The organism is Gemmatimonadaceae bacterium, from assembly GCA_040882285.1.
In the GTDB taxonomy this organism is placed as follows: domain Bacteria; phylum Gemmatimonadota; class Gemmatimonadetes; order Gemmatimonadales; family Gemmatimonadaceae; genus JACDCY01.
The window spans coordinates 1-14015 of sequence record JBBEBQ010000027.1 but is presented as its reverse complement, the minus strand read 5'-3'; the positions used below and the strand labels follow the sequence as shown (position 1 = coordinate 14015).

Annotated in this window: 11 protein-coding genes; 7 read left to right on the top strand and 4 right to left on the bottom strand. The window is 64.2% G+C overall.

All coding sequences use genetic code 11. The features are described 5' to 3' along the window. The first annotated feature begins 2 nt into the window (after positions 1–2). From atpD to WEA80_13400, 4 genes are all read left to right on the top strand, one after another. Complete coding sequence (atpD, locus tag WEA80_13415) at positions 3–1439, top strand: F0F1 ATP synthase subunit beta (GenBank protein ID MEX1187579.1); 1437 nt, start codon at positions 3–5, stop codon at positions 1437–1439. Between the two features lie 139 nt (positions 1440–1578). Continuing rightward, entirely contained in the window at positions 1579–1833 is a 255-nt protein-coding gene (gene atpC, locus WEA80_13410) for an ATP synthase F1 subunit epsilon (GenBank protein ID MEX1187578.1), read from the top strand. Between the two features lie 546 nt (positions 1834–2379). After that, positions 2380–3990, top strand: coding sequence for a S8 family serine peptidase (locus WEA80_13405; GenBank protein ID MEX1187577.1), 1611 nt, complete (start codon positions 2380–2382; stop codon positions 3988–3990). 271 nt (positions 3991–4261) lie between these two features. After that, on the top strand, positions 4262–5377 hold the full coding sequence (locus tag WEA80_13400) for a hypothetical protein (GenBank protein ID MEX1187576.1): 1116 nt from the start codon (positions 4262–4264) through the stop codon (positions 5375–5377). 221 nt (positions 5378–5598) lie between these two features. On the opposite strand, the gene WEA80_13395 is transcribed toward WEA80_13400, so the two are convergent. Next, a complete protein-coding gene (locus WEA80_13395; protein ID MEX1187575.1) occupies positions 5599–5844 on the bottom strand; it encodes a hypothetical protein in 246 nt (81 codons plus the stop codon). A gap of 149 nt (positions 5845–5993) precedes the next feature. Beyond that, positions 5994–8798, bottom strand: coding sequence for a pitrilysin family protein (locus tag WEA80_13390; protein MEX1187574.1), 2805 nt, complete (start codon positions 8796–8798; stop codon positions 5994–5996). Positions 8799–9033: 235 nt separating this feature from the next. Between WEA80_13390 and WEA80_13385 the strand changes: the two genes are divergently transcribed. After that, the gene (locus WEA80_13385; protein ID MEX1187573.1) at positions 9034–9432 is read left to right on the top strand and encodes a response regulator; all 399 of its coding nucleotides are present in this window, start codon (positions 9034–9036) and stop codon (positions 9430–9432) included. Next, the gene (locus tag WEA80_13380; protein MEX1187572.1) at positions 9433–10764 is read left to right on the top strand and encodes an EAL domain-containing protein; all 1332 of its coding nucleotides are present in this window, start codon (positions 9433–9435) and stop codon (positions 10762–10764) included. On the opposite strand, the gene WEA80_13375 is transcribed toward WEA80_13380, so the two are convergent. Together WEA80_13375 and WEA80_13370 are read right to left on the bottom strand one after the other, a co-directional pair. Beyond that, positions 10716–12008 (bottom strand): glycosyltransferase N-terminal domain-containing protein, encoded by a 1293-nt coding sequence (locus WEA80_13375; protein MEX1187571.1) that lies wholly within the window; start codon positions 12006–12008, stop codon positions 10716–10718. The two genes, WEA80_13380 and WEA80_13375, sit on opposite strands and share 49 nt — an antisense overlap. 4 nt (positions 12009–12012) lie before the next feature. Continuing rightward, the gene (locus WEA80_13370) at positions 12013–12681 is read right to left on the bottom strand and encodes a thioredoxin domain-containing protein (protein MEX1187570.1); all 669 of its coding nucleotides are present in this window, start codon (positions 12679–12681) and stop codon (positions 12013–12015) included. A gap of 368 nt (positions 12682–13049) precedes the next feature. Here WEA80_13370 and WEA80_13365 point away from each other — a divergent pair, with 368 nt between their 5' ends. Continuing rightward, positions 13050–13859, top strand: a complete 810-nt coding sequence (locus tag WEA80_13365; GenBank protein MEX1187569.1) for a TPM domain-containing protein — start codon at positions 13050–13052, stop codon at positions 13857–13859. Positions 13860–14015 lie beyond the last annotated feature (156 nt).

Below are 14015 nucleotides of genomic sequence, written 5' to 3'. Positions count from 1 at the left end.
AAATGGCTACTGCCGTGAAGACAGAGAAGAACGTCGGACGCGTCGTCCAGGTCATCGGTCCGGTCCTGGACGTGGAGTTCGAGCCCGAGAATCTGCCGGAGCTGTACAACGCTCTGCGGATCCAGGCCACGACCGACTACGGCCAGGTGATCGACGTCACCTCCGAGGTGCAGCAGCACATCGGCCGCAACCAGGTCCGCGCCGTGGCGATGTCGTCGACCGACTCCGTCGTCCGCGGAATGGAGGTCGTGGACACGGGTCAGGCGATCACGATCCCGGTCGGCTCCGCGGCGCTCGGCCGCATCCTCAACGTGCTCGGCAACCCGGTGGACAACGGCCCGCCGATTCCGGCCGACGTGGAGCGCTGGCCGATTCACCGCGCGGCCCCGAAGTTCTCCGCGCTCGAGCCGAAGACCGAGATATTCGAGACGGGCATCAAGGTCATCGACCTGATTGCGCCGTTCGTGAAAGGCGGAAAGATCGGATTGTTCGGCGGCGCCGGCGTCGGCAAGACCGTCATCATCATGGAGCTGATCGCCAACGTGCAGAAGGGACACGGCGGCAAGTCCGTGTTCTGCGGCGTGGGCGAGCGTACGCGCGAGGGCAACGACCTGTACCTGGAGATGCAGGAGTCGGGCGTGCTTGCCTCGACCGCGCTGATCTACGGGCAGATGAACGAGCCGCCGGGCGCGCGGCTCCGCGTCGGGCTGTCTGGTCTCACCGTCGCCGAGTATTTCCGCGACGTCGAGAACGCCGACGTGCTCGTGTTCATCGACAACATCTTCCGCTTCACGCAGGCCGGCTCGGAAGTGTCCGCGCTGCTTGGCCGGATGCCGAGCGCCGTCGGCTACCAGCCGACGCTCGCCAGCGAGATGGGCGACCTCCAGGAGCGCATCACTTCGACCAAGTCGGGCTCGATCACGTCGGTACAGGCCATCTACGTTCCGGCCGACGACATCACCGATCCCGCGCCGGCCACGGCGTTCGCGCATCTGGACGCGACCGTGGTTCTGTCGCGCGCGATCACCGAGCTCGGCATCTACCCCGCCGTCGACCCGCTGGCGTCCTCCTCGCGAATTCTGGACGCGCAGTACATCGGCGACCGGCACTACAAGGTCGCGACGGAAGTGCAGCGCATTCTGCAGCGCTATAAGGAGCTGCAGGACATCATCGCGATTCTCGGGATGGACGAGCTGTCGGAGGACGACAAGAAGATCGTCGGCCGCGCGCGCCGCCTGCAGCGCTTCATGTCGCAGCCGTTCGCGGTCGCCGAGCAGTTCACCGGCATTACGGGCCGCTACGTGAAGCTGGAGGAGACGATCTCCTCGTTCGAGCGGCTCGTCGCCGGCGAGTTCGATCAGTATCCCGAGCAGGCCTTCTTCATGGCCGGCGGGATCGAGGACGTGATCGAGAAGGCGAACCAGATGGCCAAGGCGTAGGAACGAGGCTGTTGGCTATTAGCTATTGGCTCTTAGCTCTTAGCAACAACCCCGTCTTTCCCGGCGTTTCCGCCTCAAGCCAATAGCCAATAGCCAATAGCCAATATAGCCAATAGCCAATAGCCAATAGCCAATAGCAATGTTAAAAGTCTCGCTCATCTCTCCAGAAGCATTGCTCTTCGAGGGCGAGGCGACTTCGGTCATCGCCCCCGCCTTCGACGGCTCGCTCGGCATTCTCACGGGCCACGCACCGATGGTGACTCTACTCGGCAACGGCGAGCTGCGCCTCGAAGGCGCGAGTGCGGGCGGCAAGCGGTTCACTGTCGACGGCGGCTTTCTTCAGGTCGAGGACAACAACGTTCGCGTGGTCACGGAGAGGGCCCGCGCTGTTTGATCTCGTGCTGGGGATAGGTGATGTGATCCCGGTGACCTGCGAGGTCCTTTCGCCCGTAGAGTAGCGCTAGACTCGTGGCTCGGATGTGCGATTGCAAGCCGCTCAGGCTTCGCATCTTCGCATGTGGATAGGATCTCGCCGCAAAACCACGCTATGGCCGCTCGGCGTGGTGAACCGTGAGCGCCCCAGACATCTTGGCCCCGGTGCGTCGGAGAACTGCGCGCGGAGCCGTGGCAGCACTGGCGCGGGCATCTGGACTCCGTGCGTACTGCGGGAATCGTACCCGGGCGTGGCCTGAGTTGACCACAAACAGGGGGACCCAGAAGAGACAATCTGCACGATTCTTGCGGAGTGAACTTCTCCCACATCTTGGCGAGACTTCTCATGTCGAACCGGCCGGTCAGTCGCATGCAACGGGAGACACTTATGGCTCCCAATGCAGCGCGCACGCGCAGCGCTTTTCGTTTCGCTCTCTCAATTCTAGCAGTTACGATCGCGTGTCACGATTCTCCGACTAACCCAGTAAGCCCACCGCAGAAAGGAAGCATGAACCTCGCTGCGGATACTGCGGGCGAGTACTACTACCATCAGGGCGAAAAGGTTTATCTCGACCTTGACCCGACCCGGCTTGTCGTTGTCTCACCTGCGCCGTATCCGGTTGCAGATGCGCTGCGGGCTATCGGGATAACTAGCGGGGAATCCGAACGACTTCTCCAAGCCCCTGACCATTGGCTCTTTCGCCTGTCAGCCGCAACGACCGCTGAGCAAGCGGTGGCAGGCAGCACATTGCTGAAGGGCGATCGGAGATATCGGTTTGTCAGCAACGTTTACAAGACCCGTCATGGCGGGGATGACGTGATTCCTTTGAATCGCGTGGTGGTGAAGTTCAGGCAAGGCGTTCCGGACGTCCGGGCCGACAGCCTTATCGCTGTGTTCGGCATGCGGCTCGTCAGACCACCCAGGCCCGACTCCGGATTCACTTACCACGTTCTCGAGTACCCGAGAGACTCGGTGTCGTCGCTACGAGTCGCGGCTCTGCTTGACCGGCACCCATTGGTTGCCTGGGCGGATCCGGACAAAATCAGCAACAGGAAACCACACTACGTTCCGACTGATCCCTACTACTCGTGGCAATGGCACCTCAAAAATACCGTCATCAGGAACGGCGTAACCGTTGATGACAACGTCGAGAGCGCTTGGGATCTAACAATCGGCGAGTGGTCGCCTACCAGCGGAGGGTTGCGGGTCGGCGTGATTGGAGACGGAGTCGATGCAGCGCACCCGGATTTCGACGGCCGAGTCATGGGCGGTTACGATGCGGCGCCATGTGACCAGCCTTGCCCAGACAATGAGACTAAGCCGTACCGTGGCGACAACCACGAGACACTTGTCGCGGGACTCATTGTCGCCCACCACAACAATGGTGGCGTCGCTGGCATAGCACCAGGTGTGTATATGGTGACGGCCCGGATTTTTCGCGGGGAACAAGTTGCTAGTGATCAGGGAATTGCTGACGCAATAAATTTCACGTGGCAGTGGAACACTGCTCACGTAATCAACAACAGCTGGGGCGGTGGGGCTCCAAGCAATGCAATCACGAACGCTATCGTCGCGGCGAACTCCCAAGGTCGTGGTGGTCGGGGCACGGTAGTCGTTTTTGCAGCCGGAAACTCCTCGCAGCGAAGCGCAGGCTACGTGGGTCCTGTCGAGTATCCAGCGACACTACCTGAAGTGATCGCCGTAGGAGCGATCAACCGAAATGGATATCTGACCGACTACAGCCCCGAGGGTTCAGAGCTGGACATCGTGGCGCCAAGTGGGCACTTCACAGGCCGGTGCATTGGCGACGTCACGACCACAGACTTGACTGACGGGACGGGCTGCAACGACGGACCCAACGGCGACAACATTTACTCGACAAGTTTCTCAGGTACGTCTGCCGCCGCACCACAAGTGGCTGCCGTGGCCGCGCTCGTGATTTCCCGAGACCCCGATCTGACATCTACTGCAGTAAAAAAACAGGGTTTACCAGGGCGCCGTTTACTGGGGCCAAGCTTCGCAGTATGGCGCGGGAAAGTTGGACGCCCTCGCGAGTGTGACAAATGTTGTGGTGACAATCACGGGCCCAACCACGATAAAAACGGAGGGCTGGTATAGTTGGTCGGCTTCGGCGACTGGCGGAAACGGTAGCTACACGTACACTTGGGAAAGGAGTGTCGACGGGAGCCCTTACTCCTGGGTTGGCTCCGGGAGCAGCTATGGCGAGTACATCGACAGCAACAGTGGCTGGACCATTGACCTTCGCGTGACTGCCGTCTCAGGGATCGAAATCGGGCAGGAGACCAAGCAGGTGAACAATTTAATAAGTCCTTGAGGACCCAGGATGGTGCGCGTAGCGGTACGGAGGTTGATGAGATCGGCCGCAGCGATGGCTGCGGCAGCGGTCGTGGGTTGTCTTGGTCCGACAGATCCCTCGCTGGAGCCGGCATTTGCGCTACTAACCACGATTAATAGCGACGGCCTCCTCACGATTATGGATCTGAGGTCCGGCGCCGTGGTTGAACAACCGACGAGCGGCGCTTTAGGTGAAGATGCGCGGGCGTTGGCCTCCCGTTCGCCGACCTTGTATTACTCGTGGGCCGGAAAACTTGTCAGCTTCGATCTAAGCAGTCGTGAGGTTGCCTGGATAGACAAGCTTTTTGGGAGTCAGGACCCGCGGTGGGGCGGGCAGAACATTTCTGCGGCGTCCTCGATCGCCCTCACCCCAGACGAAACAACGCTCTTAGCTGCGGACTCCTACTATGGCGGCGTCTTGGGGGTCGCAGTTATCGACGTGAATTCACGAACCGCGACCGGGTTCGTATCGCGCCTACGCGCGCGAATGATGTTCACGATTCACCCCGGATCGGTTCTTCCTGATGGCGGTGTGCTGGCTCTCGGCACTACGCTGCCGGTGACGTACGGCGACGACGCCGAGCGTCGGCGGGGTCAGCTGTATTTGCTGAGCGGTAAACCGTTGGCGATTCAGGATTCCATCAAGTTCCTTTCGGCGAGCGATTCCGCGGCCGGTGGTGTGGCCGAAATGATTGTGGATCGTGCGGGTAAGTACGCTTACTTCACAACGTATAACGGCAAGCTTCACAAGTTCGACCTTACCACCCGCGCGTACGTAGGAACTTTGAGGATCGGCGTGTATGGACCCTTGGCGCTCTCTCCAGATGGGGCTTGGGTGTACGTGATCGACGGTACCTACACACGTGACTATCCCGGATCTGGATTCATGTACGTGGCTGATGCTGGTTTGACTGAAGCCCGTGCTATTGACCTCAATAGTGCGTCCAGAAACGGCATTTCTCCTCAACTCAACAGCATCGCCGTGAGCAGCGGTGGCTCGCGTGTGTACATCGGGACAGGCACCGGGCCTCGTGGCCCGCTCTTCGGAGTTCAGCGCGGGTCTGTGATCGTAGTTGACACGCAGAGCCGGATGGTCGAGCAAAGCTTTTCACTGCCGACTTGGGGAGTCACTAGCGTTCTACTTCTTTGACCCCGAGGTTGTCTGGACGCGCGCGAACCGAGGCCGCGCGTGGAAGCGCCTGCCCTTGACGCGCGAAGCGAGCGCGGATGCGTAAGAAAGCAGCCGCCTGGAAATCGAACGGATGCCGGCGAGAAAAACGAAGCAGGGATGGTTTGCAGGGGCGTCTTAGCGAAGCGTAGCCCCAGCAATCCACCCCTGCTTCATTATTCCCGAGCGGGATTATCGCAACATCACGGCGCGGCTGGCTTGTTCCAGTCTCCAGCGCGAACCACGATCATGCGGCTCGGGTCGAGGTACTTCCGAATCGCTGCGTTCACCTGCTCCGCAGTCAGCGCCGCGAGATCGGCGTCGAGCTTGGCGTCATAGGCCATAGTCCTGCCCGTGAACCTGCGGTCCACGAGAATGCCGACCAGCTCCGCATCGCGGGCCCGGGCCTGCGACCGCGACTGCACGTAGCCCGCCTTGGCCGCGTCCACTGAGGATCGGCGATTAAGTGAGGATTGAGGAGACGGGCCCTGGACACGCTGTCCCCTGTGTTCCGCGCATCCTCGGTCCTCACTTAATCGCCGATCCTCAGTGGCCGTGAGTCCTGAGGCCGCAAGGGTCCTCCATCCGCAATCCCCGGCTACGGCGTCGCGGCCTTGTTCCAGTCTCCAGCGCGAACCACGATCATTTTGCCCGGATCGAGGTACTTCCGCAGCACCGCGTTCACCTGCTCCGCGGTCAGCGCCGCGAGATCGGCGTCGAGCTTGGCGTCGTAGGCCATCGTCCGTCCCGTGAACCTGCGGTCCACGAGAATTCCCATCAGCTCGGAGTCGTTGGCCCGGGCCTGCGACCGCGACTGGACGTAGCCGGTCTTGGCCGCGTCCACTTCCGCTGGGGTGAATCCTTCCCGCACCGCGCGGTCCAGCTCCTCCCGGAACGCCGTCACTACCCGGTCCGCGTTCTGCGGCGCGTAGATGGCGAAGCCCTGGAAGATCGCGTACTCGTCCAGCGACTGCGCGGAAAAGCCCGAGCCGACGCCGTAGCTGAGTCCGTCCCGCTGCCGCAGCCGCGTGGCGAGCCGCGAGTTCAGGAACCCGCCGCCGAGCATGTAGTTCGCCAGCAGCATCGCCGGATAATCCGCGTGCGCGTCGCTGAGCTTGATCGTCTGCGCCGACAGGTAGATCGCCTGCGCCTTGTCGGGGGTGAGAATGCTCGTCATCGCCGAGTCCGTCGGCGCGTACACGCGCACGAGCCTGCTGAACGGCTGCGGGCTGTTCCAGTCGCCGAACAGGCGGGTCAGAGCGGCGCGCGTCTCGTCGGCGTCGAAATCACCGACGACCGCCAGATCAGCGTGACTTGCGCCCAGATACTCCGCGTGGAAGCGGCGAACGTCGTCGAGCGTGACGGCGTTGATGTACGCCACGTTTTCATCCGGTGAAGCCGCATACAGCAGATGGCCCGTTGCTACCGGGTAGAGGGCCCGCTGGAGCGCGATCGATGCGAGCACCTGCGGCTCGGACTTCCCGGCCTCGACGCTCGCCAGCCTCTCCTGCTTGAGCTTGGCGAACTCGTCCGCGTCGAACCGCGGCGAGCGAAGCTGCTGCGCCACGAGATCGAGCGTCGGGAGCAGATTCGGCCGCGTCGTCTCGATGCGCGTGATGACGTTGTTCCCGCCGCCGATGATGCTGACGTTCGCCTTCAGCTTGCTGAGCGAGTCCTGCACCTGCTCGCGCGTCAGGCTGGTCGTGCCGCGGGAGAGCATCGCCACCATGAGCGACGAGATCGTGGACTTGTTCATCAGCGACTGCTCGGTTCCCTGGCGCAGGTACATCGTCGCGACTACACGATCGCCGCGCGTGTCCTTCGGGAGCAGCGTCACCACGGCGCCATTGGACAGGTCGACGCGCGTGACCCGCGCGTCGATGTTGCTCGGCGACGGATCGAACATTTCTCCCTCCGCTACCGCGGCCCGGCCCGTGTAGTTCGCAACCAGCGCGGCTACGTCCGGCACGGGCGGGATCTCCGCGCGGTCGGGGCTCGGCGTCGGCTGGAACATCCCGATCGTCCGGTTCGCGGGCTTCAGGTAAGCCGCGGCCACGCGCTGCACGTCGGCCGGCGTGACCTTCTCCACGCGATCGCGGTGCAGGAACATCAACCGCCAATCGCCCATCGCCGCCCATTCGGTCAGCTCGAATCCGACGCGCTCGGAGTTGTTCAACAGCAGCTCGACGTTCCGGAGCAGATCGGTCTTGGCGCGGTCAACTTCCGCGGCCGTGAACTCCGCCGAGCGAAGGTTGTCGAGCGTCGAGGTAAGAACCCTTCGCGCGGTATCGATTCCCTGGTCCGTGCGGAGCTGGGCGAAGTTGAACAGCAGCCCCGGCTCCTTCAGCTGAAACGCGAACGCGCCCGCGTTGGCCGCGAGCTTCGTGTCCACCAACGCCTTGTACAGCCGGCCGGACGGGTTGTCGCCGAGCACCGAGCTGAGGACCTCCACCGCGGCGAAATCGGGATGCGATCCTGCGGGAACGTGGTACGCGGCGAGCAGCAGCTGCAAGTCGCCTACGCGGCGCACCACCGCCTCACGCTCGCCATCCTGCACCGGCTCCGCGGTGTACGTCGGGTAAAGCAGATTCGCGTTCTCGAGCGACCGCACCGGCCTGCGGATAACGCCGAACTTCTGCTCGATCAGACGCAGCGTCTTGTCCGGCTCGAACTTCCCGGCCACCACCAGAATCGCGTTGTCGGGCTGGTAGTACTTCCTGTAGAAGGCCTGCAGCCGCTCTATCGGCACGTTCTCGATGTCGGCCCTGTTGCCGATCGTGGAGCGGCCGTAGCCATGCCAGACGAAGGCGGTGGACATCGTGCGCTGGAGCGTGGCGTTGAACGGGCTGTTCTCGCCGCCCTCGAACTCGTTCCGCACGACGGTGAACTCGCTCTCCAGGTCCTTCTTGGCGATGAAGCTGTTGACCATCCGGTCGGCTTCGAGATCCAGCGCCCAATCCAGGTTCACGTCGGTCGCGGGGACCGTCTCGAAGTAGTTGGTGCGGTCGTACCAGGTCGTCCCGTTGGGCCGCGAGCCGTGCTCGGTCAGCTCCTGCGGAATGTTCGGGTGCCGCGACGTCCCCTTGAACACGAGGTGCTCGAGCAGGTGCGCCATGCCGGACTCGCCGTAGCCTTCGTGCCGCGAGCCGACGAGGTAGGTGATGTTGACCGTCACCGTCGGTTTGGACTGGTCGGGAACGAGCAGGATCCGGAGCCCGTTTGGCAGCGAATACTCGGAGATCCCTTCGACCGTCGTGACGAGGGTCGCGCTCGCCGGCTGCGCCTGCGCCCGGGCGGCAGCAGGCCGCGCTTGCGCCAGCGACTCCAGCGGGAAAACGGCGATGAGGGAGAGCGCGAGCGGTCCAAGGATCGCCCGCCGGAACGACGGGAAAAACCGGTGCATTTGGGAGGACTCCGGAGAAGGCTAAATACAAATGTATAAGGCTTTACTACGTTGCAGTCCGGACTTTGTGCCGGCAAGAGGACCGGCCAGGCCAAGGTGGCGGCAATTAGCTGTTGGCTGTTGGCTGTTAGCCGTTAGCTACTAGCTGCTAGCTGCTAGCTGCTAGCTGCTGGCCAATGACGGCCCCCATGGCTTGCATCTTGCCCCGCCCCCTGTGCAGGGGTGCACCCATCCAATGACCAATACGCAGTTTCCCCACGTTCTTGTCGTGGACGACAATCACGACAACGCGAACATCATTCGCGACTACCTGAAGGCACGCGGTTACCCCATAAGCGTCGCCTATGGCGGGGAAGAAGCGCTCGAGATCTTCGAGCGTGAGCACCCGTCCATCGTCCTGCTCGACGTGATGATGCCCGGGCGCGACGGGTGGGAGGTCTGCCGGGAGATGAAGCAGAATAACGACGCCGCGCACCCGGTGCGCGTGATCATGGTCACGGCGCTGCACGACTGGACCAACAAGCGGCAGGCCATTCAGACGGGCGCCGACGATTTCGTCGAGAAACCTTTCGAGCTCTCCAAGCTCGCGAACACGGTGGAGCGCAATGCGCGGATGCTGTCGCCGGGCCGGTAAATGGAGACCGAGCACCTACTCTACGACGGCGTAACCGGCCTCCCCACTCTCCAGGCGGCCGTCGAGAGCATGCGGCGCGCGATCGTCGAGCGCGGCGAGCTGTTGATCCTGTACTTCAACTTCACCCGTTACTCCAAGATCGAGGAGATCTACGGCTGGGAGAAGCTCGACGCGGTCCTCGCGACCACGGCGGCCGCGATGCGGGCGTACCTGCACGACAGCCCACTCCGCTCTTCCCGCGTCATGGTCAGGTTCACCAACGACGACGACTTCGTGTTCTTCCACATCCCCGAGCCCGGCTTCGAGGCGGCGAGCGACGAACAGATGACGGAGATCATCAGCGGGCTGCAGAAGCACGTCTCCGAGAGAATAGAAGCGGTCCACGGCGAGGAGATCGCGTCACTCTTCGACATATACGCGGGCCGCGCGCACGTCATGGTCAATCCCAAGTTCCGCCTGGAGCGGCAGATATACCGCGGCGTGCGCCAGGCGGTGCTCTCCTCGCACAGCGTCGAAGCGCGGGAAACGGTCAAGAAGCTGGAGGATCTCCGTGAGAGCATCCGGACGCGGGGCGTGTACGTGGACTATCACCCCATCGTGGTGGCCGAAACCGGCGAGATATTCGGCTACGAGGCGCTCGCCCGCGGGGTGATGCGCAGCATGCGCAGCCCCGAGGTGATGTTCGAGGTCGCCGCGCGGGGCGATCTGCTCTGGGAGCTGAGCCGCATCTGCCGCGCGCGCGCGATCGAAGGGATGCACCACCGCTTCGACCAGGGCGAGCTGCTCTTCCTCAACGTGGATCCCGGAGACTTCGCCGATCCGACGTTCACCCCGGAGCAGCTGAACGCACCCGATCCCAAGCGCGTCGTGATCGAGATCACCGAGCGCACCGCGATCAAGGACTATCCCAAGTTTCGCAACCGGCTGCAGGCCTTCCGCGATGCGGGCTTCCGCTTCGCGGTGGACGACGCCGGCAGCGGCTACGCCGGACTGGGGTCCATCGCCAACCTCGAGCCCGACTTCATCAAGCTCGACATCTCGCTGATCAACGGCATCGACGAGAACTTCATCAAGCAGAACCTGGTCGAGACGATGATCAGGTTCGCGAACGATCAGGGCGCGCAGGTCATAGCTGAGGGCGTGGAGACGGCGGCGGAGCTGGCGATCCTGAAATCACTCGGCGTGCATCTGGTGCAGGGATTCTTTCTGCACCCCGCGGGCGCTCCGCGCCATACGGTGGAGCATCAACCCGTGCCGGGCATGCCGCCGGGATCCGGGGCGACTCAACCCGGCAAGGGCGGCGCGGCCATGAGGGCGGTCAGGAGCGCGTAGGTCCGCTCCGAAGCGCCGGCTTCACCTCTGACGACCGCGAGCGCCCCGGCGCCCGCGGTTTTTCTTTTTGCTTCCGGCAGCCACGCGGTGACCGCGCGCTCCAGCGAAGCCGCGCCGTCGATGGCCGCGGCGCCGCCCGCCGCGAGCAGGAGGTCCGCGTCGCGCCGGCGCGCGTGCGTCGCGCCGTAGATCACCGGAACGCCGAACGCCGCAGGCTCGATCACGGAGTGGAGGCCGGCGCGGTGCAGCCCGCCTCCGACGTACGCGACGTCGGCGACGGCGTAGATGTCGCCCAGCACTCCGTATCGGTCCACGATGATCACCTCCGCGCTGGTGGCGCCGGCCTCGCTGAGCCGCGCGAGCTTGTAGGACGGCCGGGCCCACGCCTCGATGGCGCCGAGCTGCCGGTCCGACAGATCGTGCGGCGCGATGATGAGCCGCGCCTTCGAGTCGCGCTGCCTGATTCGCTCCCATGCGGGGAAGAGCACGCGGTTGTCCGCCGGCCAGGTGGATCCCGCGACGAGCGTGAACCGGGTTGACGCGAGCCCCTCGACGACGCGCGATCCCCGCGCGGCCGCGGCGCGCGCGATCACCTGGTCGTAGCTCGTGTCGCCCGTGACTTCGATTCGCGCGCGCGGGATCCCCGCGGCGGCGAACCGCTCGGCGTCGTCCGCCGAGGCGGCTCCGATGGCGTCGAGCGCGAGATAAGCGTCCCGCGCGAGCGCTCCGCCGATGCCCGAGAGGCGCCGCGAGTGGGGAGAAAGAGTTCCACTGATGAGCGCCAGCGCGACTCCTCTCAGCCTGGCGCGCTCCACCAGGACAGGCCACACGTCGAGCTTGCTGAACACCAGCAGCGTCGGCCGGAGCGCGTCGAGCGCGGCGTCCATGTCGGCGGCGTTGTCGAACGGTAGATAATCGGCGAAGTCCGCGTCGATCGTACCCGCGAGCTGCCTGCCGCTCGGGGAGAAGTACGTGTACGCGATCTGCGCGTCGGGCCGTCTCGCGCGCAGCAGCGACAGAACCGGCTTGGCCTGCAGCCCTTCGCCGACCGACGCGGCGTGCACCCACACCAGCGGACGGGACCGGTCGCGGGAGTCCCGCGCCCAGGCGACGTACCTTTCCGTGAGCCTCCGGCGCGCGCGCAGGGCGGTGAGAGTCCGGGACTTTCCCGGCGGAGCGAGGAGTGGAGCGACGCGGCTCAGCTGTCCCACGGCACCGTAGAGCAGCCGCGCCGCGCGGTTCATCGCGTTACGGCTGAGGGGCCAGGGCCGAGTCGATGAGGCGACGGAATTCCTCGATGGGCGCGGCGCCGCGCATGATCTGCCGGTCGATGATGAAGGTCGGCGTCGAATTCACGCCCGCGCCCAGCGCGCGGTCGCGATCGGCTTCGATGAGCGGATCCATCACGTCCGACGTGAAGCAGCCGCGCCATTCCTCGATCCGCACTCCCGCGGTGCGGGCGATCGATTCGAAAAGGGGGGCCGCGTCGGGAGCCGCCGCCCAGCGCTCCTGCGTCTCGAAGATCGCGTCGTGCACCGGCCAGAACCGCCCCTGCGCTCCGGCGCACATTGCCGCGCGCGAGGCGGACATTGCGTGCCGGTGCTGCTCCAGCGGGAAGTTCACGAACGCGAGCTTCACCTTGCCGGTGCGAACGTACTCGGCGCGGAGAGCCTCGTGAGTGTTGCGCTGCCATTCCGCGCAGTAGGGGCACTGGAAATCGCTGATGTCGATGACCCACAGCGGCGCCGCCGAATCGCCCTCGATCCGGCTGCGATCCGCGAGCATCCGGAGCGTGTCGTCGCGTGAGACGATGCTCGGCGCGACGGCGCTATTGCGCGGCGGCTCGGGAGGGCGGCTGCAGGCGGCGAGGAGAAAAGCGGCACCCAGCGTCAGGGAAAGTTCGAGTCGTGTCTTCACCCGGGTAAACGTTGGGGAGAGCCCCGCGCCGGGCAAGTGGGCATCGTGATTGAGAGTCCGAGTGAGGGCAACCGGAATCCAGGCCGTTAGCTCTGAGCTGTTAGCAATGAGCTTTCAGGCAACTGACATTTGGACGTACCGTTGCGTTCGCCGGCAGAATCCCTTGCACGTCCCAATCGCAGTTGCTGACGGCTGATTGCTGATCGCTCAGCGCTCACGGCCTGGATTCCGCCTGTCGCGCAGTTCGGAGCCGCGTGGCGCCCGGCGATACGCTCACGCACGAAAGCTGTTCTTCCTTGCCCATGCATTTGCCTAACTTCCGCATGACCAGCACCCAATAGCCAACAGCCAACAGCCAACAGCTCCCTTTGCTTCTGCTCTCCTTCGCCTTCGCCCTGCTCCAAGCCGTTCAGATCCCGGCGCCGACGGGGCTCGTCAACGATTTCGCCAACGTCATTCCCGCGCCGCAGGAGCAGAGAATCGCGCGGATCGCGGAAGACGTGCGGACCAAATCGCGCGGAGAGATCGCGGTGGTCACGCTGCCGAACATCGGCGACCGCGACGTCACCGAGATCGCGCTGCGGATCGGTCGCGAGTGGCGCGTGGGCAGGATCGGCGACCCGGGTGATCCGACGCGGAACGCGGGAGTCGTGATCCTCATCGTGCCGAAGGAGGCGAGCGCCGACGGACGCGGCCGGTGCCGGATCGAGACCGGCACCGGCGCGGAGGGTTTCATCACCGATGCGACGGCCGGTGAGATCTGCCGGAGTGCGACGCCGCTCTTCGCCGCGAGGGATTACGGCGGCGGCATCGAGCTGGTCACGTTCGCCGTGGCCGAGCGCTTCGCCGCCGAGTTCGGGTTTACGGTGGACACGGCGCTCGCGTCTTCCGCCGTCGTCGCCAGGCGCGCGCCGCGGGACGAGCCGTTTCCCATGGGCCAGATCATCTTCATGCTGGTGCTGATCATGCTGATCAGCCGCATGGCCAGAGGCGGCCGCGGCGGCCGCGGCGGACGCAGAGGCCGGACTTTCCTGCCGGTGCCGATCTTTCTGCCCACCGGCCGCGGCCGCTGGGGGAGCGGCGGGGGTTTCGGCGGCGGCTTCGGCGGCGGTGGCGGCTTCGGCGGCTTTGGCGGGGGCGGAGGGTTCGGCGGCGGCGGTGGGGGTTCAAGTTGGTGACTAGTGACTAGTGACTAGTGACTAGTGAAAGGCAACATCTTTCAGTCAGCGATAAACGGGATATTTCCATGATCAGGTTAGCCAGCAACCAACCAGTCGTTACTAGTGGACTGTAACTGAAGTTCGTTTTGCAGCGATCCGATTCTTTGGATTGCT